Origin of the sequence: Stenotrophomonas sp. HMWF023 (genome assembly GCF_003060985.1) — a bacterium.
GTDB classification, from domain to species: domain Bacteria; phylum Pseudomonadota; class Gammaproteobacteria; order Xanthomonadales; family Xanthomonadaceae; genus Stenotrophomonas; species Stenotrophomonas lactitubi.
This window is the reverse complement of record NZ_QAIJ01000315.1, coordinates 4,993-26,268: the sequence shown is the minus strand read 5'-3', so window position 1 is coordinate 26,268 and position 21,276 is coordinate 4,993. Positions and strand designations below refer to the sequence as shown.

At 65.8% G+C, this 21,276-nt stretch carries 18 protein-coding genes, 2 tRNA genes and 1 pseudogene; 11 read left to right on the top strand and 10 right to left on the bottom strand.

The window, feature by feature from the left end; genetic code table 11:
- The first annotated feature begins 10 nt into the window (after positions 1 to 10).
- From DBR20_RS18925 to DBR20_RS18880, 10 genes are all read left to right on the top strand, one after another.
- A complete protein-coding gene (locus DBR20_RS18925) occupies positions 11 to 1,204 on the top strand; it encodes an argininosuccinate synthase (protein ID WP_093820483.1) in 1,194 nt (397 codons plus the stop codon).
- A 63-nt stretch (positions 1,205 to 1,267) separates the two neighbouring features.
- Positions 1,268 to 1,717 (top strand): GNAT family N-acetyltransferase, encoded by a 450-nt coding sequence (locus DBR20_RS18920; protein ID WP_108267649.1) that lies wholly within the window; start codon positions 1,268 to 1,270, stop codon positions 1,715 to 1,717.
- A gap of 6 nt (positions 1,718 to 1,723) precedes the next feature.
- Entirely contained in the window at positions 1,724 to 2,812 is a 1,089-nt protein-coding gene (locus DBR20_RS18915; protein WP_108267647.1) for an acetylornithine deacetylase, read from the top strand.
- A gap of 74 nt (positions 2,813 to 2,886) precedes the next feature.
- Complete coding sequence (locus DBR20_RS18910) at positions 2,887 to 4,215, top strand: acetylglutamate kinase (RefSeq protein WP_108267645.1); 1,329 nt, start codon at positions 2,887 to 2,889, stop codon at positions 4,213 to 4,215.
- A gap of 5 nt (positions 4,216 to 4,220) precedes the next feature.
- Positions 4,221 to 4,820 carry a GNAT family protein gene (locus DBR20_RS18905; RefSeq protein WP_108267643.1) on the top strand — a complete coding sequence of 200 codons (600 nt, stop codon included), beginning with the start codon at positions 4,221 to 4,223 and terminating at the stop codon, positions 4,818 to 4,820.
- 10 nt (positions 4,821 to 4,830) lie between these two features.
- The gene (argC, locus tag DBR20_RS18900) at positions 4,831 to 5,787 is read left to right on the top strand and encodes an N-acetyl-gamma-glutamyl-phosphate reductase (RefSeq protein ID WP_108267641.1); all 957 of its coding nucleotides are present in this window, start codon (positions 4,831 to 4,833) and stop codon (positions 5,785 to 5,787) included.
- A gap of 17 nt (positions 5,788 to 5,804) precedes the next feature.
- Positions 5,805 to 7,100: an argininosuccinate lyase gene (argH, locus tag DBR20_RS18895; RefSeq protein WP_108267640.1), complete on the top strand. Its 1,296-nt coding sequence runs from the start codon at positions 5,805 to 5,807 to the stop codon at positions 7,098 to 7,100.
- Positions 7,100 to 7,363, top strand: a complete 264-nt coding sequence (locus DBR20_RS18890) for a YciI family protein (protein WP_089236219.1) — start codon at positions 7,100 to 7,102, stop codon at positions 7,361 to 7,363. Before argH ends, DBR20_RS18890 begins: the two co-directional genes overlap by 1 nt.
- Before the next feature lie 10 nt (positions 7,364 to 7,373).
- A complete protein-coding gene (gene proB / locus DBR20_RS18885; RefSeq protein ID WP_108267639.1) occupies positions 7,374 to 8,531 on the top strand; it encodes a glutamate 5-kinase in 1,158 nt (385 codons plus the stop codon).
- Positions 8,528 to 9,799, top strand: coding sequence for a glutamate-5-semialdehyde dehydrogenase (locus DBR20_RS18880; RefSeq protein WP_108267638.1), 1,272 nt, complete (start codon positions 8,528 to 8,530; stop codon positions 9,797 to 9,799). The genes proB and DBR20_RS18880 overlap by 4 nt, the downstream gene beginning before the upstream one ends.
- A gap of 34 nt (positions 9,800 to 9,833) precedes the next feature.
- On the opposite strand, the gene pgaD is transcribed toward DBR20_RS18880, so the two are convergent.
- The 10 genes from pgaD to DBR20_RS18830 form a co-directional block, all read right to left on the bottom strand.
- Entirely contained in the window at positions 9,834 to 10,325 is a 492-nt protein-coding gene (gene pgaD, locus DBR20_RS18875) for a poly-beta-1,6-N-acetyl-D-glucosamine biosynthesis protein PgaD (RefSeq protein ID WP_108267637.1), read from the bottom strand.
- Positions 10,322 to 11,575, bottom strand: coding sequence for a poly-beta-1,6-N-acetyl-D-glucosamine synthase (gene pgaC, locus DBR20_RS18870; protein ID WP_108267636.1), 1,254 nt, complete (start codon positions 11,573 to 11,575; stop codon positions 10,322 to 10,324). Before pgaC ends, pgaD begins: the two co-directional genes overlap by 4 nt.
- A gap of 1 nt (position 11,576) precedes the next feature.
- On the bottom strand, positions 11,577 to 13,484 hold the full coding sequence (gene pgaB, locus DBR20_RS18865) for a poly-beta-1,6-N-acetyl-D-glucosamine N-deacetylase PgaB (RefSeq protein WP_108267635.1): 1,908 nt from the start codon (positions 13,482 to 13,484) through the stop codon (positions 11,577 to 11,579).
- Between the two features lies 1 nt (position 13,485).
- The gene (gene pgaA, locus DBR20_RS18860; protein WP_108267634.1) at positions 13,486 to 15,525 is read right to left on the bottom strand and encodes a poly-beta-1,6 N-acetyl-D-glucosamine export porin PgaA; all 2,040 of its coding nucleotides are present in this window, start codon (positions 15,523 to 15,525) and stop codon (positions 13,486 to 13,488) included.
- A 375-nt stretch (positions 15,526 to 15,900) separates the two neighbouring features.
- Complete coding sequence (locus DBR20_RS18855; protein WP_108267632.1) at positions 15,901 to 17,106, bottom strand: MFS transporter; 1,206 nt, start codon at positions 17,104 to 17,106, stop codon at positions 15,901 to 15,903.
- A 239-nt stretch (positions 17,107 to 17,345) separates the two neighbouring features.
- A tRNA-Pro gene (locus tag DBR20_RS18850) sits at positions 17,346 to 17,422 on the bottom strand.
- Positions 17,423 to 17,560: 138 nt separating this feature from the next.
- Positions 17,561 to 17,637, bottom strand: a tRNA-Pro gene (locus DBR20_RS18845).
- A 56-nt stretch (positions 17,638 to 17,693) separates the two neighbouring features.
- A complete protein-coding gene (cydX, locus tag DBR20_RS18840) occupies positions 17,694 to 17,807 on the bottom strand; it encodes a cytochrome bd-I oxidase subunit CydX (protein WP_108267630.1) in 114 nt (37 codons plus the stop codon).
- Between the two features lie 54 nt (positions 17,808 to 17,861).
- The gene (gene cydB, locus DBR20_RS18835; RefSeq protein ID WP_108267628.1) at positions 17,862 to 19,016 is read right to left on the bottom strand and encodes a cytochrome d ubiquinol oxidase subunit II; all 1,155 of its coding nucleotides are present in this window, start codon (positions 19,014 to 19,016) and stop codon (positions 17,862 to 17,864) included.
- Between the two features lie 15 nt (positions 19,017 to 19,031).
- Positions 19,032 to 20,615: a cytochrome ubiquinol oxidase subunit I gene (locus tag DBR20_RS18830; RefSeq protein WP_089236210.1), complete on the bottom strand. Its 1,584-nt coding sequence runs from the start codon at positions 20,613 to 20,615 to the stop codon at positions 19,032 to 19,034.
- A 228-nt stretch (positions 20,616 to 20,843) separates the two neighbouring features.
- Between DBR20_RS18830 and DBR20_RS23465 the strand changes: the two are divergent.
- Positions 20,844 to 21,276, top strand: a pseudogene (locus DBR20_RS23465) (thiol reductant ABC exporter subunit CydD); the annotation flags it as partial.

Genomic DNA, 21,276 nt, shown 5'->3' with positions numbered 1-21,276 from the left:
ACATACCCCCATGAGCAACAAAGACGTCGTTCTCGCCTTCTCCGGCGGCCTTGATACCAGCTTCTGCGTGCCGTACCTGCAGGAGCGCGGCTACAACGTGCATACCGTGTTCGCCGATACCGGCGGCGTGGATGACGAAGAGCGCGATTTCATCGAGAAGCGCGCCGCCGAGCTGGGCGTCACCAGCCACCAGACCGTTGATGGCGGTCCGGCCATCTGGTCCGGCTTCGTCAAGCCGTTCGTGTGGGCCGGCGAGGGCTACCAGGGCCAGTACCCGCTGCTGGTGTCGGACCGTTACCTGATCGTCGATGCCGCGCTCAAGCGCGCCGCCGAACTGGGCACCAACATCATCGCCCACGGCTGCACCGGCATGGGCAACGACCAGGTGCGCTTCGACCTGGCAGTGAAGGCCCTGGGTGACTACCAGATCATCGCGCCGATCCGCGAGATCCAGAAGGAACACACCCAGACCCGCGCCTACGAGCAGAAGTACCTGGAAGAGCGTGGCTTCGGCGTGCGCGCCAAGCAGCAGGCCTACACCATCAACGAAAACCTGCTGGGCCTGACCATGTCCGGCGGCGAGATCGATCGTTGGGAAGCACCGGGCGAGGGCGCCCGTGGCTGGTGCGCACCGCGCGCAGAGTGGCCGGAACAGGCGCTGACCGTCACCCTGAAGTTTGTCGAAGGCGAAGCCGTGGAGCTCAACGGCAAGGCGCTGCCGGGCGAGCAGATCCTGGCCCAGCTCAACAAGCTGTTCGCCCCCTATGGCGTCGGCCGTGGCGTGTACACCGGCGACACCGTGATCGGCCTGAAGGGCCGCATCGTGTTCGAGGCACCGGGCCTGGTCTCGCTGCTGGCCGCGCACCGCGCGCTGGAAGATGCGGTGCTGACCAAGCAGCAGAACCGCTTCAAGCCGGACGTGGCGCGCAAGTGGGTGGAGCTGGTGTACGAAGGCTTCTACCACGACCCGCTGAAGACCGACATCGAAGCCTTCCTGAAGTCCTCGCAGGCCAAGGTCAACGGCGAAGTGGTGCTGGAAACCCGTGGCGGTCGCGTCGACGCCGTTGCGGTGAAGTCGCCGCACCTGCTCAACACCAAGGGCGCCACCTATGCGCAGTCGGCCGACTGGGGCGTGGAAGAAGCCGAGGGCTTCATCAAGCTGTTCGGCATGAGCTCCACGCTGTACGCGCAGGTGAATCGCTGATCGATTGATCGACGTGTCCGGCGGGTGCGCGCTACCCGCCGGGCGTTGAACCGGACCGAGACCATGAACCTGCACGTCTGCACCGATAAACAGCGGCTCGATGTCGCGCTGATTCACCAGTATCTGTCGACCCAAGCCTATTGGAGCGAAGGGATTCCACGGGAAACGGTGCAGCAGGCGATTGACGGCTCGTTGTGCGTCGGCGGCTATCTGGACGATGGCAGTCAGGTCGCCTTTGCCCGGGTGATCACCGACGGTGCGACCTTCGGCTACCTGGCTGATGTGTTCGTGTTGCCCGGCCACCGCGGGCGCGGCTACAGCACGGCGTTGATCGAGGCGCTGCTGGCGCAGCCGGCGCTGCAGGGCCTGCGCCGTTTCATGCTTGCCACCCGCGACGCGCATGGCTTGTACGCGCGTTTCGGGTTCGCTGCGCCGGCGCGCCCGGAGCTGCTGATGGAAATAGTACGACCCACGATCTACCAGGATGCGGCCGTTGCCGCAGTGAAGGACTGACCCCGCATGCTCGAGAACACCCTTACCCACCTGCAGGCGCTGGTGTCCTTCGACACGCGCAACCCGCCGCGTGCGATCACCAGCGGCGGCATCTTCGACTACCTGCGCGACAACCTGCCCGGGTTCAATGTCGAGGTGATCGACCATGGCGCCGGCGCGGTCAGCCTGTATGCCGTGCGCGGTACGCCGAAGTACCTGTTCAACGTGCATCTGGACACCGTGCCGGACTCGCCGCACTGGAGTGCCGACCCGCACGTGATGCGCCGCCTGGACGACCGCGTGGTCGGCCTCGGTGTGTGTGACATCAAGGGTGCGGCTGCTGCGCTGGTGGCTGCAGCCAATGCCAGTGATGGCGACGCGGCGTTCCTGTTCTCCAGCGATGAAGAAGCCAACGACCCGCGCTGCATCGCCGCGTTCCTGGCCCGTGGCATCAAGTACGAAGCGGTGCTGGTGGCCGAACCGACCATGAGCGAAGCGGTGCTCGCGCATCGTGGCATCAGCTCGGTGCTGATGCAGTTCGCCGGCCGTGCCGGCCATGCGTCGGGCAAGCAGGATGCAGCCGCCAGTGCGCTGCACCAGGCGATGCGCTGGGGCAACCGCGCGCTGGACCATGTCGAATCGCTGGCCTCGGCACGCTTCGGTGGATTGACCGGCCTGCGCTTCAACATCGGGCGCGTTGAAGGTGGCATCAAGGCCAACATGATCGCGCCGGCGGCGGAAGTGCGCTTTGGTTTCCGGCCGCTGCCGTCGATGGATATCGATGCGCTGCTGGCGACCTTTGCCGGCTTCGCCGAACCGGAAGCGGCGGTATTCACCGAAACCTTCCGTGGCCCCAGCCTGCCGGCCGGCGATATCGCCGAAGCCGAGAACCGCCGCCTGCTGGCGCGCGACGTGGCCGACGCGCTGGACCTGCCGATCGGCAACGCTGTGGACTTCTGGACCGAGGCGTCGCTGTTCTCGGCCGCTGGCTACACCACGATGGTGTTCGGCCCGGGCGACATCGCGCAGGCCCATACCGCCGACGAGTTCGTGACGCTGGAGCAGTTGCAGCGCTACACCGACGCCGTACATCGGATCATCGCCGCCGGCGCCTGATCGACCCACAACGCCGCTGCGCTTCTGCGCGGCGGAACTGCAACGCGGCGACCGCCGCCTGTGACGAAACCGAAATGTCTCCTGCCCTCCAGCCCCACCGCCAGACCCGCCAAACCATCGTGCGCCTGCTCTCGAGCATGGCCAGCGCGAAGGAGATCAGCCAGTACCTCAAGCGCTTTTCGCAGCTGGACGCCAAGCGCTTCGCCGTGGTCAAGGTCGGCGGCGCAGTGCTGCGCGACGATCTCGACGCGCTGACCTCCTCGCTGTCGTTCCTGCAGGAAGTCGGCCTGACTCCGATCGTGCTGCATGGCGCCGGCCCGCAGCTGGATGCGGAACTGTCGGCCGCCGGCATTGAAAAGCAGACGGTCAACGGCCTGCGGGTGACCTCGCCGGAAGCGCTGGCCATCGTGCGCCGGGTGTTCCAGCAGTCCAACCTGCGCCTGGTCGAAGCCCTGCAGCAGAACGGCGCGCGCGCCACTTCCATCACCGGTGGCGTGTTCGAGGCGGAGTACCTGGGCCTGGATACCTACGGCCTGGTCGGCGAGGTGAAGAAGGTCAACCTGGCACCGATCGAAGCCAGCCTGCGCGCAGGCTCGATACCGGTCATCACCAGCCTCGGCGAGACCGCCGGCGGGCAGATCCTCAACGTCAATGCCGATTTCGCCGCCAACGAACTGGTGCAGGAACTGCAGCCGTACAAGATCATCTTCCTGACCGGTACCGGCGGGCTGCTGGACGAAGAGGGCAGCGTGATCGATTCGATCAACCTGTCCACCGAGTACGACCACCTGATCGCACAGCCGTGGATCCACGGCGGCATGAAGGTGAAGATCGAACAGATCAAGTCGCTGCTGGACCGGCTGCCGCTGGAATCGTCGGTGTCGATCACCCGGCCCGCCGACCTGGCCAAGGAACTGTTCACCCACAAGGGCTCGGGCACGCTGGTGCGGAAGGGCGAGAAGGTGCTGCGTGCAACCGCCTGGAGTGAGCTGGACCTGCCGCGCCTGAAGGGCCTCATCGAGTCCAGTTTCGGCCGTACCCTGGTGCCGGACTATTTCGAGAAGACCACGCTGCTGCGCGCCTACATCAGCGAGAACTACCGCACGGCGGTGATCCTCACCGATGAGGCCGAGGGCGTGTACCTGGACAAGTTCGCCGTGCTCGACGATGCGCAGGGTGAAGGCCTTGGCCGCGCCGTCTGGAACGTGATGCTGGAAGAGACCCCGCAGCTGTTCTGGCGCTCGCGCAACGGCAACCCGATCAACCATTTCTACTACGCCGAATCCGATGGCTGCTACAAGCAGGGCCATTGGAAGGTGTTCTGGTACGGTGCCGATGGCATCGACCGGATCAGGACCTATGTCGACCATTGCGCCGTGCGTGCACCGAGCCTGGAGGGCTGAGCGCGATGAATCATGCAGACTGGACCAAAGTACCCACGTTGACCGGCACGCATGCGCGGCTGGAACCGCTGCAGATGAGCCATATCGATGGCCTGCGCGGTGCGTTGGGCGACGGCGCGCTGTCCCGGCTCTGGTACACCCAGGTGCCTGATGCGAAGACCATGACCAGCTATGTGCAGGCCGCGCTGCAGGCGCAGACCGAGGGCAAGGTGCTGCCGTTCGTAGTGTTCGATGCCAACGACCAGATCGTCGGTACCACCCGCTACTACGACCTGCAGGCGGACGTGCCGCGGCTCAGCATCGGCTACACCTGGTATGGCGAGTCGGTGCAGCGCACCGGGGTCAACTCCGAAACCAAGCTGATGCTGCTCAGCCATGCCTTCGAGCGGCTGGAATGCCTGAGCGTGGTGTTTGAAACCAGCTGGTTCAACTTCACCTCGCGCACTGCGATCGCACGCCTCGGCGCCAAGCAGGATGGCGTGCTGCGCAATCACCGTCGCCATCCCGACGGCACGCCGCGCGACACCGTCATCTTCTCCATCATCGACGCGGAATGGCAGGGCGTGAAACGCCACCTGCAGCACCGCCTCGACTCGCACGCATGAGCACGCACGCATGAGTACTTCCTCCTCGTTCACCGTCGGCATCGTCGGCGCCCGCGGCCATACCGGCGCCGAGCTGATCCGGCTGGTGGCCGCGCATCCGAACCTGCAGCTCGGCTTCGTCTCTTCGCGCGAACTGGCCGGGCAGCGCGTGTCCGACCACTACCCGCAGTGGCAGGGTGAACTGCAGTTCGAGAATCTCGACGCCGATGCTGTTGCCGCCAAGGGCGTGGATGCGGTGATCCTGGCGCTGCCCAACGGCCTTGCTGCTCCGTTCGTGGCGGCGCTGGAAACGGCGAAGCCGGACACGGTGATCGTCGACCTGTCGGCCGACTACCGTTTCGACACCGCCTGGTACTACGGCCTGCCCGAGCTTACCCGCGACCGTTACAACGGCCAGAAGCACATCAGCAATCCCGGCTGCTATGCCACCGCGATGCAGCTGGCGATCCATCCGTTGCGGGATCTGCTGGCAGGCCCGCCGCAGTGCTTCGGCGTGTCCGGCTACTCCGGCGCTGGCACCTCGCCGTCGGACAAGAACAACGTCGAGCTGCTGACCGACAACCTGATGCCGTACGCGCTGACCAACCACGTGCACGAGCGTGAGGTGTCCGTGCAGCTCGGCGTGGCGGTCGAATTCATGCCGCACGTCGCGCCGCATTTCCGTGGCATCACCCTCACCGCCAACCTCTGGTTGAACCGTGTGCAGACCCGCGAGCAGATCGTCGAGCGCTTCCAGCAGGCCTATGCCGGTGAAGCACTCATCGAGGTCGTGGACGAGGCGCCGTGGGTGAGCCGCATCGCTGGCCGCCATGGCGCCCAGGTCGGCGGCTTCACGCTGGCCCCGGGTGGCAAGCGGGTGGTGGTGGTGGCGACCCTGGACAACCTGCTCAAGGGCGCGGCCACCCAGGCCATGCAGAACCTCAATCTCGCGCTGGGCATCGACGAACTTACGTCGATCCCGCACTGATACGTACAGGAGCCCCCATGGCAGACCTTCTTTGGCAGAAGCCCGGCGTCGCTGTCGATGCCCAGATCCAGACCTTCCTCGCCGGCGACGACGTGATCCTCGATCGCGAATTCTTCCTGCATGACATCGCCGCCAGCGCCGCGCACGCGCAGGGCCTGCAGCACATCGGCATCCTCAGCGCCGACGAACTGGCAGGGTTGCTGCGCGAGCTGGAGGTGCTGGCGCAGGACTTCCGCGAAGGCCGCTTCGTGCTGGATACGCAGTATGAAGATGGCCATTCGGCCATCGAGGCACGGTTGACCGAGCGTCTTGGCGACGCCGGCCGCAAGATCCACACCGGCCGCAGCCGCAACGACCAGATCCTGGTCGCCACCCGGTTGTGGTTGAAGGAGAAGCTGCAGCGCGTAGCGCAGGTCAGCGCTGAAGTAGCCAAGGTCGCCCTTGACCGTGCGCAGGCCGAACAGCACCTGCCGATTCCCGGTTACACCCACATCCAGCGTGCGGTGGTGTCCTCGGCCGGCATGTGGTGGGCCGGTTGGGCCGAAGCCTTCATCGACAACGCTGTGCGTGCACGCGATACCCATGCGCTGATCGATGCCAATCCGCTCGGGACGGCCGCCGGTTACGGCGTGAACCTGCCGCTGGATCGCGAACACACCACCGCCGCGCTCGGCTTTGCGCGCATGCAGATCTCGCCGATCTATGCGCAGCTGTCGCGTGGCAAGTTCGAACTGGCCGCACTGGAAGCGCTGGGTGGCGCGACCCTGGACCTGCGCCGCATTGCCTGGGACCTTTCGCTGTTCACCAGCGCCGAATTCGGTTTCGTCGCATTGCCGGCGCAGTACACCACCGGCAGTTCGATCATGCCCAACAAGCGCAATCCGGACGTGATCGAACTGATGCGGGCGACCCATGCCAGTGTCGCCGCCGCACGTACCGAGATCGAGCAGCTGCTGTCGCTGCCGTCGGGCTACCACCGCGATCTGCAGTCGTCCAAGGGCGCGATCTTCCACGGCTTCGGTCGTGGCCTGGCCGCGCTGGAGCTGCTGCCGGCGCTGCTGGCCAACCTGGAATGGCGCGATGACAAGCTGCGTGCGGCGATCGATTCGGGCATGTACGCCACTGACGTAGCGGTGGAAGCTGCGGTCGCGGGCGTGCCCTTCCGCGAGGCCTACAAGGCCGCTGCCGCCGGTGCCGACAGCGCGGGGCAGGGGCGTACGCCGGAAGGCAGCCTGGCGGCGCGTGTATCGCCGGGTTCGGCGTCGGACCTGCGCCTGGATGAACTGCGCGCGCGCTGGCAGGCGCTGTCCTGATGGCCGGCACCGTTTACCTGGTGCTGGCGATGCGTCAGCCCGGTTTCACCGACGCCGTGGTGCAACCGCACCGCGACTTCCTCGATGCGTTGCAGGCCGAGGGCAAGCTGCAGCTGACCGGCGGCTTTGCCGATGGCAGTGGCGGCGCCTATGTGCTGTGCAACGTCGACAGCCTGGCGCAGGCACAGGCCATCGTCGCCACCGATCCGCTGGTGACGATGCAGGCATCGGCGCTGAGCGTCCACGAATGGAATACCCGCTGAGGCGCCCCTGATGACCGTCCACGCCGCCACCGTTGCATCGCCGTTCCCCGAACAAGCGCTGCCGTCGTGGCGGCGTGCCGTGCTCAAGGTCGGCAGCAGCCTGCTCGCGGCCGACGGCGGTGGCCTGTCACCGCGTCATGCGCTGGGCCTGGCCCAGTTCGTCTCGGCCAACGTGCTGGCTGGGCGCGAAGTGGTCATCGTCTCCTCCGGCGCGGTGGCTGCCGGCCGCGCGATCCTGCCCAGGGCGGATGAGCCCGGTGCGGCGATGGCTGCACGGCAGGCGTTGGCGGCGCTTGGCCAGGCGCAGCTGATCGGTCTGTGGCAGCGCTTCTTCGAGCGGCCGGTGGCGCAGGTGCTGCTGACCCATGACGATCTGCGCAACCGCCGTCGCTACCTCAATGCGCGTGCAACCCTCAACGAGTTGTTGCGGCTGGGTGCGCTGCCGGTGGTCAACGAGAACGACACCGTATCGGTGGACGAGCTCAAGCTCGGCGACAACGACAACCTGGCCGCGACCGTGGCGGCGCTGGTCGATGCCGATGCACTGTTCATCGCCACCGACATCGATGGTCTCTACAGTGCCGACCCGCGCGCGCACGCAGATGCACGGCCGCTGCACGACGTACCCGAGTTGAATGATGCCGTGCTGGCGATGGCCGGTGGTGCTGGTTCAGTCGCCGGTACCGGCGGCATGCGCACCAAGCTGGAGGCCGCCGCCAAGGCCGGCCGTGTTGGCATCGAAACCTACCTGTTCAACGGCCGCAGTGGCGAGGTGGTGCGCGCGCTGGCGCAGGATCGCCTGTTCGGCACCCGCATCCACGCCGCGCGCAGCCGCGAAGCGGCCCGCAAGCACTGGTTGCGGCACGCACCACTGGCCGAAGGCGCGATCCTGATCGATGCCGGCGCCGCCCAGGCGATGCGTGAGAAAGGCGCCTCGCTGCTGCCCGGTGGCATCACCGGTGCCGATGGCGCGTTCCGCCGTGGTGACATGGTGCAGGTGTGCTGGAACACTGAAGCCGGTCGGGTCTGCGTGGCCCGTGGTGTCAGCCAGTACGCCGCCGATGACGTGCGCCGCATTGCCGGCCGCCACACCCGCGATATCCAGACCGTGCTCGGCTACAACTACGGCGGTACCGTCGTTCATCGCGACGATCTGGTGCTGCCATGAACCCATTGCAGGATGTCCCGATGAGTGAGATCGAATCGCAGGCCCGCGCCTGCCGTGACGCAGCCCAGGTGGTCGCTGGCCTCGACAGCGATGCCCGCAGGGCGCTGCTGCTGGCGATGGCGCAGGCGCTGGAGGTCAATGCCGGGCAGATTCTTGCGGGCAATGCGCGCGACCTGGCCGCCGCCCGCGACAAGGGCGTGGGCAGCGCGATGCTCGATCGCCTGGCGCTGGACCCGGCGCGCCTGCTGGCAATGGCCGATGCGGTTCGTGAGGTGGCGGGCCTGCCGGACCCGGTCGGGCAGGTGACCCGCGACGACGTGCGTCCGAACGGCATCCGCGTGCAGAAGGTGCGCGTGCCGCTGGGTGTGATCGCGATGATCTACGAAGCACGCCCGAACGTGACCGCCGAAGCCGCCGCGCTATGCCTGAAAGCGGGCAACGGCGTGATCCTGCGTGGCGGTTCGGAGGCGATCCATTCCAACACCGCCATCGCCCAGGCGTTGGCCGGGGCATTGAAGGCCAACGGCGTTCCCCCTGCCGCGGTGACGGTGCTGACCGACCTGCGCCGCGAAGCCATGCTGGAACTGCTGCAGCTGCATGAACTGATCGACCTGGCCATCCCGCGCGGTGGCGAAGGCCTGATCCGCTTCGTTGCAGAACACGCGCGGGTGCCTGTGATCAAGCACTACAAGGGTGTCTGCCACCTGTTCGTGGATGCCAGTGCCGACCCTGCCAAAGCGCTCGATCTGCTGGTGGATGGCAAGTGCAGTCGCCCGTCCGCGTGCAATTCACTGGAAACCCTGCTGGTGCACCAGGACATTGCCGCAGACTTCCTGCCGCGTGCTGCGCAGGCGCTGGCCGAACGTGGCGTGCAGCTGCGTGCCGACGAGCGCGCACAGCCGTTGCTGCCGGGAAGCATCGCGGCCAGTGAGGACGACTATGCCGCCGAGTTTCTTGACCTGGTACTGGCGGTCCGCGTGGTCGACGATCTTGATGCAGCGATCGCGCACATCCGCACCTACACCTCCGACCACACTGAAGTGATCGCGACCGAAGACGTGGCCAGTGCCGAGCGTTTCGTCAACGCGTTGCGCTCGGCGGTGGTGATGGTCAACGCGTCTTCGCGTTTTTCCGATGGCGGCCAGCTTGGCCTCGGCAGCGAGATCGGCATCTCCACCACGCGCCTGCATGCCTACGGCCCGATGGGACTGGAAGCGCTCACGGTCGAACGTTTCGTAGTGCGCGGCGAAGGCCAGGTCAGAAGGTAGGTTCACGGCCGGGCTGCGCCCGGCCGGCCCCCCCTTACTGCAACAGCTGCTCAGTCATGCCCAGCGGCCGCGCATGCTCATCCATGTGCAGGGTGATGGCCTTCGCATTGAACATCTGTTCGGCGAGCTGATCACTGGCGCCAAGCGAATGGGCGATCTCCGAGCGGCTGGCGTCCTCGCGTGGGTTGCGCCGTTCGCGGCCGGCGAAGCGGTAGCGGTTGTATTCGGCCCAGGCGATCAGCAGCAGCGCGCAGCCGGCCAGGATCACCGGCAGGGCGATGATCACGAACGGATCCAGCTGCTGCTTGCGCTCGTACAGCTGCAGCCACGCCTGCTGGCCACCCAGCAGCCAGGACACCAGGGTGACCAGCGGCGCCCATAGATAGAAGTAGAACCCCCAGAACGCCAGGGTCACAAACCCCCAGGCGGTGCGCTGCAGGCGGGGCTGCTGGCGCGGTTTCTGGATCAGGCGCGAGTCGAAGCGGTTGGACGGCTTGCTGGCCGCCGTCTGGCGATGTGCGTTCATCGGATACCCCTGTCTGGGCTGACCCAGGTTGCACGCTTACCACGCCGCCTGAGCAGGGTTTTGGGCAGCGCCACCAGCGTGGTGAACAGGCTGATCAACCAGTACGCCATCGGGTACCAGATGACCCAGAAATAGTTGCGGCCGATATGCGTTTCGTAACGCCTGTCGATGATCAGGCTGCTGGCGAACTGCAGCAGGCAGACCAGCGCCAGGATCACGCCATGCCATTGCGGCAGCAACGTGTCGATGTACAACTGCGGTGGCATCGGGATGAACTTGCCCAGCGCCCACAGCAGCACGATCGCCAGCATGGTGTAGGCCCACAGCACGCTGAGGATGTATTCCAGCAGCACGCCCCACATGCGCCGCTTGCGCCAGCTGAACAACGAGGAGCCATGGCGCAGCAGCACTTCCACGCCGCCCTGTGCCCAGCGCAGGCGCTGCCGCCACAGTCCTTTCAATGTTTCCGGCATCAGGATGAAGCACAGCGCGTTGGGTTCGTAACGGATGTCCCAATGATCCAGCTGCAGCCGCCAGCTGATGTCGATGTCCTCGGTGACCATGTCATCGGCCCAGTAGCCGATGCGGTGCAGGGCCGTGCGACGGAATGCGGCGATGACGCCGGAAACGGTGAAGATGCGGCCGTAGACACGCTGGGCGCGCTTGATCATGCCGATGATCGAGGAGAACTCCGCCACCTGCAGGCGGCCGAGCAGGGTGGAGCGGTTGCGGATGCGCGGGTTGCCGGTTACTGCGCCCACGCGCGGGCCGCTGGTCAGGTGCCAGACCATCCAGTGCATGGCGAATTCTTCCAGCATGGCATCGCCATCGATGCACACCAGGTATTCCGATCGCGCAGCCAGGGCACCCATGCGCAGCGCGTTGGCCTTGCCCAGGTTGCGGTCCAGATGGACCACACGCAGACGCGGGTGCAGGGCCGCAAGCGCGTCCAGGCGCGTGCCGGTGTCGTCGCTGCTGCCATCGTTGATGGCGATCACTTCGAAGTCCGGATAGCGCTGGGCCAACGCCGCACCGAGGGTGTCATCCAGGTTCGCTGACTCGTTGTGGCACGGAATCAGCAGGCTGGCGAACGGATACTCCGCCATGGGTGGTGGATCGTTGCGCGGCCGCGACTTCCGCTCACGGCGGAAGAAGTAGTACAGGCCACCGGACATCCAGAAGAACGCCATCACCATGGGGTAGAAGAAGGCGAACTGGAACATGGCGTTGAGCCACGGGTTCATGTCCACGTCACTTCTCCGGATACGGGAAGTTGCGCGCGGACATCGCCGCGCGTGCATCCTGGGTCGACGGCTTGTCGGCGATGAAATCGTCCGGGTACCACGCGAAATGACGCACGCCCTGCGCCTGCAGGCGACGGATCTGCGCGCGCAGCTGTTCGCCGCTGATCGGCGTCTGCGTGCGCCAGTCCACGGTCTGCAGCTCGAACATCGTGTGCTTCAGGTCCGGGTCGTGCTCGCGCACTGCCACGACCAAGCGGTCCATCCAGCGCTGGGGACGGCGGCTGCCTTCCATCCACGGCATCGCCATCAGCGCGGTGCGGTCGTAGGCCTGGTTGAACAGGTCCAGGCGCTGGGCGAACCATGCCGCACTCTGCGGCTCCAGCACCGGCTGCGCGTACAGGTTGCGCACGGTGCCCAGCTTCGGGCGCCAGCGTTGTGCGCTGTCACGCAGTTCCAGGGTGAAATCGATCAGCGCCTGGGTGCGGCCACCGTCGCTGCCTTCCTGTGGCAGCTGCGCCAGTTCGGTATCGCGTACGTAGCCGTCATCATGGAACAGCAGGCCTTCGAAGTACGAATTGATCGCCAGGTCTTCGTAGATGTCCTTGATGATCTGCCGTGCCTGCGGCTTGGTGAAATCCAGGCGGTACATGCCATCGCGTTCCGGGCTCTGGATACCCAACGCCGCACGTTGCGCAGTGTCGGGCAGTTCATAGCCCAGCACCGGCAGCCACGCGTAGACCTTCACCCCGGCACGGGTTTTCAGCTGCCAGGCGACACGGTTGAACAGGTCCGCGCGCATCGGCAGGTGCCGGTTCGGGAAGTACAGGGCATCGGCGGTGTTGTTGCCGTCCGGGTCGGCGAAGGCCTGCAGGTAGACATGGGTCGGGCCGATCCGCTTCACGCGCTCGATCAGGGCATCCAGGTTGCGCGCCTGTTGTGCAGGGTCGCTGTCGTAGACCGAATCCAGGTCGATCTGCAGTGCACGGGTACCGTCCAGGTTGACGTTGCGACGCAGCTCGAAGGCCAGCGAGGTGACGTTCGGATTGCTGGTCACCAACAGGCGTGCCAGGCCGTGCAGGTCGGCGGTTACCTGCGTGCTGCGTCCTTCCAGGTCGAAGGACACCGGCATGCCCAACTGCTCGGCGATGTCGTTGCTCAACTGGTTGTAGGCGGCATACGGCCAGACGATCGCTTTCGGGCGTACCCCCAGTTCCTTCTCGATGCGCTGCACGCTGCGGCCTAGATCGTCGCGCAGGCGCTTCTCGTACTCCTGCGCGCTTTCATAGCGCTGTGCCTTCGGGTCGTAGATGCGGGTGATCACCGCCGGGGTCTGGTTGCCCTGCGGGTTGGACTGCACGCCGTGGTGCAGGTTGTCGGTATGGCTGGCCAGTTCGATCAGGCCGCTGGCCTGCATCTCGCGCAGCTGGTCCCAGGTCAGGAAATCGTCATGGCCGAACGGACGGTAGCCGTAGTCGATGGTGCGGCCCGGTGCCATGTCCACGTAGTCGGTGATCACCGCCACCAGCGCCGGATAGTTGTACGCACGCAGCAGCGGATAGACACGGCTGTACACGCTGCGCAGGCCGTCGTCGAAGGTCAGCAGCACCGGCCGCGGCGGCAGCTTTGCTTCTCCACGCGAAGCCTTGATCAGCTGCGACAGCGACACCGGGTGATAGCCATGGGCGGACAGCCAGTCCAGGTGTGCGGCGAAGTTCTGCGTGCTGACCGCGTAGGCGTCGGCATCCGATTTTTCCAGCACATCATCGCGCACGTCGTGATAGCTGAGGACCAGCAGGCCGTTGTCTGCCGCGTCCAGTTCCGCGGCCGAGCGGGCGCGTTGGGCTGCGGCGGGCAGGGCCAGGAACAGCAGCGCCAGCAGCAGTACGGTCGTCAGGTTGCGAAGCATCCGTTCCATCTCATTCTCCCCAGCGCAGCGCGGCATCGAAGCCGATATGTCGTTCACGTTGGCCGTCGTAGACCGGCCGCGACCAACTCACGCCGTACTCGAGGATCCGCCCCTGATCGAACTGCCATTCGTGGCGATAGGCCACGGTCGGAATGATTGAACTGCCAAATCCTTCCTGCCAGTAGTTGCCAACGGACACCGTCAGGCGATGGCGGAAGTGGCGCTCGTAATGGCGCCACAACTGCTGGTCGATGCGCAGGCCCACTTCCACCGAACGATCCCGCGAGGGGTTGAAGTACGGCGCATCGTCGCGGCTGCCACGGCTGGTGTAGACACTGCCCAGGCCATCGATCAACAAGCGGGGGCGGGTCAACAGCCGTTGTTCGATCGCGCTGTTCAGCGTGTCGCGGCGGTTGCCATCGTCGTAACGGAACTGGCTGCCACCGATGCTCCAGTGCGTGCGTTCGTTGCGCGTGTAATCCACGGCAACTGCAACGCTGTCGGCGGTGATGCCGGCGACGCGCGCCTGCATCGAGGCTTCCGGGTCATTGCGGGCGGCCGTTACGCCAGCGTGCCAGCGGTCGTTGAATTGCCAGCCGACGCTGCCACGCAGGCCGGTGTCACCGATGCTGTCGTTGGGGCGCATCACCGCTGCCTCCGCGTCGACGCGGTCGAAGCGGTAACGCACGCCGGCACCGACCCACAGCGGATCGATATCCTGATCCTGGAAGGTGACCGAACGGCGGTCGGCGAAGGCGAACAGTCGCCAGCGGTCGTCGAGAACCGGCGAGGCGACTTCCATGCCGTAGTGCAGGTCGTCGTTGCCCAGCGGCGAGGTGCCGCCACCGCCGGAACTGCGGCCGCCCTCGACCTTGGCTAACAGCTGCCAGCCGCGATGCGCGCGCCAGTCGCGGTCCATGCGCTGCACCGACGGCTGGCTTGGATAGCGGGCCAGCAGATCGTCATGCAGCGGTCGCGCCAGGTCGTCGCGTTGCAGCTGCACGTAGGATTCGTACATGCCCAGCCGCGGCGCGATGTCACGCGGGTCCAGGGTGTAGGCCATCTGGTGACGTTCCAGTGCGCGCCGTGGCCAGCCGCGCATCTGGTAGACGCTGCCCAGCGAGGTCTGCAGGCTGCCATTGCCCGGGCCGACGTCGACCAGCGCTTCCAGCTCGCGCTGGGCCGTGGGCAGATCGCCGCTGTAGGCCCGCACCATCGCCAGGTTCAGGTCGGCTTCGTAGCGCGCCCAGTTCTGGAAGGGTGTCTTGCCACCGCCCCAGCGCCATGCAGGTTCATCCTTCTGCCACGCCTGCAGGTAGCCCACCGCCTTCTCCGCCTGCTCGGTCTCCAGGTAGGCATAGGCCAGCTCCGAGCGCGACTGGAAGCGCGAGGGATCGTTCTTCGCGGCGGCCTCCAGCAACGGGATGGCCTCTTCCGGATTCTGGGTGGACATCAGCGAATCGCCGACCGCTGGCAGCACGTAATCGGGCAGGGCATGGCCCTCGCGCTGCAGCGCCCGGGCCTCGTCGCGCACCTGCGCGTGGCGGGCCAGGCGGTTGAGCAGGATCAGCCGGTCCATGCGGATCCGCAGTGGCGCCTGCGCCTGCGCTGTGCCATCGCGCTCGACGTACTGCTCCATTTCCGCCAGCGAAGCCTCGGCCTCGTCCAGCCGGGTGTCTTCGGTTTCCCCGTAGGCCAGGCTCCAGTTGACCAGCTTGGCTACGTAATTGGCTTCCAGCCGCGCTTTCTGGTCCTGGTCGAACAGGTTGGGCCGCGCCTGGTAAAGCCGCCACGCGCGATGGGCATTGCCGATGTCGCCCAGGGTCAATACCTGCAGCTTGTACAGCAGGTCGTCGTCGGGTTCGCGCAGCTGCGCGCGCTCGATCGCTGCCAGGGCATCGACCCAGCGTGCCTGGTCACGGTAGTGACCGATCTCGGCGAGCCGGTCGGCGCGCGTGGTCGAGGTGGGCGGCGGCGCCGCATCAGCCCAGGACGCCAGAGTGGCGCAGGCCAAGCCGACGCAGAACGCCAGCGGACGGTAGACAACCATGAGACCCCCTAAGCATCCATACCTGAACGATGTGCTTAAAGTGTGACGCACATCACATGCCAACCGTTGCTGACGCTTTGCCAATGCAGGCAGTTGCGGTCCGTACCAGATTGACGGAAAGTCCGTGAAGGATCGGCCAACCCTTCTTCAACTCATTGTTGTAACAGGTATTTTTTGAGTGCTTCGGTGCCAGGGGATGGCAGCACGGCACGTCCCCGGGGCGTCCGGCACACCAAGCTGCACCCGATTCTGGACGCGAACCGGGTCAGCTTTGGACACGCTACGTCACCCGCTGCGGTGGCGGTGTGTAGACGGCGGCAGTGTGGTGTGTGGGGTGGTCGGCTGCGCGGTGAGGACGTCAGGCAGCCTGGCCGGTCACCACAGGTCTTCCAGTTTGCGCGGCTTGCAGGCCACCCACGAGGCGCACAGCATCAGTACCGCACAGCCGAACAGGAATGCGAAGGGCAGGGTCCAGCCCTCGCTGACGGTGTGCAGCCAGCCGACCAGGAACGGGCCCAGGCAGCTGAAGCTGTAGCCCACGCCCTGCATGAAGCCGGACAAGGCCGCCGAGCCCGTGGGGGTGCGCGTGCGCAGATTGATCAGGGTCAGCGCCAGCGGGAACGTGGATGGCCCCACGCCCAGCAGGCAGGCCCACAGCAGCGGCGCCTTCATCGGGGCGAACAGCAGGCCGGCGAAGGCGATGACGAAGGCGGAGAAGCCGATCAGCACCAGCGGGAAGGGATTCTGCAGGCGCACCGCCAGCGAAGGGATCACCAGCGATGGCAGCAGGCCCAGGGCCGAAAACACCGCCACCATCACTCCGCCGAAGGCGGGCGTGGCACCGGCTTCGACCACGATGCGCGGCAGCCAGGTGAACATCGAGTAGGTCATCAGCGAGGTCATGCCGAACATCAACGTCATGCTCCAGCCCAATGACGTGCGCCAGACCTTGCCGTGCGGCTGCACGGTGGGATCGTTGCTGTCCAGCACCGGTTTCGGTGCACGGCGCGCCAGCAACAGCCATGGCAGGGTGGCGGCCAGCGCCAGCAGCGCCCACATGCCCAGCGACACCCGCCAGCCTGCGGCGTTGGCCATCGGCACCGCCAGCAGCGCCGGCATCATCGTGCCCAACTGCAGCACGCTGATGTACAGCGTGCTCATGGTGCCGACCTTGTTGGCGAAGTAGCGCTTCACCAGCGGCGGCACCACCACGTTGCCGATACCCATGCCCGCCAGTGCGATCACCGAGCCCAGCAGCAGGGTGCCGACATTGCCGGCACTGGAGCGCAGCAGCAGGCCGGTGGCGGCCATCAGCATGGCCAGCAGGGTGGTGCGCTCAAGGCCCAGGCGTCGTGCCAGCGCCGGGGTGGCAACGCCGAACAGTGCGAACGAAGCGGTCGGCAGCATACCCAGCACGCCGGTCATGGTGGTGCCGAAGCCGAACTGCTGACCCAGCACGTCCAGCAGCGGGGTGATCGAAGTGACGGCGGTACGCAGGTTGACCGCTGCCAGCAGGATTGCGGCGAACGCCAGCAGGCGACCGTGCAGCAACGATGGCGAAGGGGAGGTGGGGGACGTCATGCGGTGTTCCTTGCAGGTGGCGCACGCCGTGCAGGTGGCGTGCAGCGCCCGCACCGGACGGGGCCGGTGTGGCAGGTGGGGGAGTGGCGGCCATTGTACGTGGCCGGCCGCGTCAGGTCCTCGACCCCGGTCCGGGGTGGCACGTCGCCGATGGTGGCGCAGCCGTGTGTCCCGGATTGCAGACACAAAAAAACCCGGAGGACGGTGATGTCTTCCAGGCTTCTTGATGACCACCGAAGTGGTCGGGGAGACAGGATTCGAACCTGCGACCTCTACGTCCCGAACGTAGCGCTCTACCAGACTGAGCTACACCCCGAAGGGAGCCGCCTATTCTAGCCATTTCCCCCGATGGCGGCAAGGGGGAAGACCGTTCTGCTTCGCTGCCGTAACAGCGACTCCTGCGGGAACAAAAAAGCCTGGAAGACTTCACCAGGCTTCAATGCGACCACCGAAGTGGTCGGGGAGACAGGATTCGAACCTGCGACCTCTACGTCCCGAACGTAGCGCTCTACCAGACTGAGCTACACCCCGAAGGAGCCGCCAAGAATACGGTGTGAAGGCCGTATCGGCAACCCTTTTTTACAGTTTCAACGCACTTCCTTGTCGGTGCGGGCGCTTTCGCGCGCTTCGAACCACATCCCGTTGAGGATGGCCACGACCGAAGCCAGGCCAGCGCCGAGAATCCAGGCGAAATACCACATGGTCAATCTCCTATGTGCGAGGGGTGTGCCGACCCTGGGCCGGCACACGGGCAATCAGTACGCGTTGGGGTTGTCGTCCATGTCTTCGACCGTCGTCTTGCCCTTCAGTACGCGGTACACCCAGGTGGTGTAGGCGAGGATGATCGGCAGGAAGATGGCCGTGGCCAGCAGCATGACCCACAGCGTGAGGTGGCTGGACGAACTGTCCCAGACGGTCAGGCTGGAGGTGGGCTGGCTGGAGGACGGCAGCAGGAACGGGAAGATCGCAAAGCCGACGGTGAGGATGATGCCGGCAATGGACGCGCCCGAGGCGATGAAGGCCAGGCCGCCACGACGAGCGCGCAGCAGTACCGCACTGGCAAGTGCGCCCAGCAGGCCCAGCACCGGGAACACCAGCGTTGCCGGCATGCTGCTGTAGTTGCGCAGCCAGCCGCCTGCGGCGGTACCCAGTTCGGCGGTCTTCAACAGCGGATTGGTCGGCCCGTCGGTCACCACCTGCGAGGTGATCTGATAGCCCGGCAGGCCGAAGGCCACCCAGGCGCCGGCAGCGGCGAACAACACGAAGCTGATGATGGCGGCGACACTGCCGTAGCGCGCTGCACGTTCGGCCACCGGGCCGTCGGTCTTGAGCACCAGCATGGCCGCACCGTGCGACACCAGCATGGCCACGCTGATCAGGCCGGCAATGAGCGCGAACGGCGTGAGCAGGCCGAAGAACGAACCGGTGTAGGTCACGCGCAGCGTGTCATCGAAGTGGAACGGCACACCCAGCAGCACGTTGCCCACCGCGACGCCGGCAATCAGGCCCGGCAGCAGGCCACCGACGAACAGCACGCGGTCCCAGTTGTCGCGCCAGCGCTTGGACGGCAGCTTGCTGCGGTACTTGAAGCCGACCGGGCGCAGGATCAGCCCGAACAGCATCGCAAACACCGCCAGGTAGAAGCCGGAGAAGCTGACCGCATACAGCGGCGGCCATGCGGCGAAGATCGCGCCGCCACCCAGCACCAACCAGACCTGGTTGCCTTCCCAGACCGGGCCGACGGTGTTGATCACCAGCCGGCGTTCTTCATCGGTCTTGGCCACGAACGGCAGCAGCGTGCCGACGCCCAGGTCGAAACCATCCATGACGGCCCAGCCGACCAGCAGGATGCCGAGCAGCAGCCACCAGATCACGCGGAGCGTGGTGTAATCGAGTGCAATGAATTCCATCTGGATTCTCCTGCCTCAGGCCTGGCCGGGGGCAACGGCATTGGGGGAAACAGGGCGGATGTCGGCCTGCAGCGTCGGCAGAATGTCATCAGGACCCTTGCGGACCGCCTTCAGCATCAGCTTGATTTCGATGATCAGCAGCACCGTGTACAGGCTGGTGAACACCGCCAGCGTGGTCAGGATTTCATGCAGTGCCAGGCCCGATGCCGCATAGAAGGTGGGCAGCACGCCGTCCACCGCCCACGGCTGGCGGCCGTACTCGGCCACGAACCAACCGCATTCGATCGCGATCCACGGCGCCGGCAGGCTCCACACGGCCAGCTTCAGGAACCAGCGCTTGTCCTGGAAGTTGTTGCGGCAGGAGTAGTAGAAAGCCAGCGCGAAGAAGGCGATCAGGTAGAAGCCCAGCCCGGCCATGATGCGGAAGGTCCAGAACAGCGGCGCCACGCGCGGTACGGTATCCATCGCGGCCTTGGAGATTTCCTCCGGCGTCGCGTTGAGGATGTCTTCGCGGTAACGCTTCAGCAGCAGGCCATGGCCGAGATCCTGCCAATGGCGGTCGAACATTTCACGCGCTGCAAGATCGGTCTTGTCCTTCTTCACCCGTTCCAGTGCGCCATAGGCGATCTGGCCACCGCGGATGCGGTGCTCGGCACGGTCCACCAGTTCCAGGATGCCGGGAATCGGCTGGTCCAGCGAACGGGTGGCGATCAGGCCCATCAGGTACGGGATCTTGATCGCGTAGTCGTTGGTGTGTGTGTCCTGGTTGGGAATGCCGAAGGCGGTGAAGTCAGCCGGCGCACGCTCGGTCTCCCACATCGCTTCGATCGCGGCCAGCTTCATCTTCTGGTGTTCGCTGGCGGCGTAACCGCTCTCGTCACCCAGCACGACCACCGACAGCGAGGACAGCAGGCCGAAGGCTGCGGCCACCGCGAACGAACGGCGCGCCATGTCCCTGTGCTTGTTGCGCAGCAGGTACAGGGCGCTGATCGACATCACGAAGATCGCACCGGTCACGTAGCCGGCACTGACGGTGTGCACGAACTTGGCCTGTGCCACCGGGTTCAGCAGCACTGCGGCGAAGTCGACCACTTCCATGCGCATGGTTTCGGGGTTGAACACCGCACCGGTCGGGTTCTGCATCCAGCCGTTGGCGATCAGGATCCACACCGCAGACAGATTGGTGCCCAGCGCCATCAGCCAGGTCACGGTGAGGTGCTTGACCGGGCTCAGGCGCTTCCAGCCGAAGAAGAACAGACCGATGAAGGTGGCTTCCAGGAAGAACGCCATCAGGCCTTCGATGGCCAGCGGCGCACCGAAGATGTCACCCACGTAGTGGCTGTAGTACGACCAGTTCATGCCGAACTGGAACTCCATCACCAGGCCGGTGGCCACGCCGATGGCGAAGTTGATGCCGAACAGGGTGCCCCAGAACAGGGTCATCTGCCGCCAGACCTGCTTGCGGGTCATGACGTACACGCTTTCCATGATGGCCACCATGAAGGACAGGCCAAGCGTGAGCGGTACGAATAGGAAGTGGTACATCGCGGTCAGAGCGAATTGCAGCCGCGACAGTTCTACGACTGTCTGATCAATCATGGCCTGGCTACCTCGTTGGATAGTGCCGTTGCAGGTGGCGGGAAGGGTGGTCTACGGGGTGAATGATGTGACCGACTACTTCAAACAGCCTTGATCCAGATCAATGTATGAACAGATATTCAGGAGGATCGTATGCCAACCCGATGAAGACTGCGACCGCAGGCCGCAGGGGAAGGCTGTTGCCTGCGCCTACAATGCGGTCCATCCCCCTGCTGCCTGTGAAGAGCCTTGAGCGCTGCCGAACCGACCGCTGACGCCCCTGATCGGGATGACGAATCGACCCGCTTGCGGCGTGTCCGCACCGCGTGGCTGGCCGATCTGGCCCGTGCCGCGAAGGGACGGCAGCGGCTGGCGTCGTTGTGCATCAGCGTGTCCGGCGCGCTGTTGATCGGTCAGGCCGCCGCCATCGCCTGGCTGGTGCAGCAGGTGCTGGTCGAGCGCGCGCCGCTGGCCCAGGGCCTGCCGGTGCTGGCCACGCTGGCGGTGATACTTGTCGTGCGCACCCTGCTGGGCAGTGTCACCCAGGCTGCCGCCGGTGACGTTGCCGATGCCGCACGCCTGTCCCTGCGCGAGCGCGTCTTCGCGCGCCTGCTCGGGCATGGCCCGCTGTGGCTGCGGCAGCGCCGCACCGGCGAGTTGGGTGAGCTGATGCTGCATCACG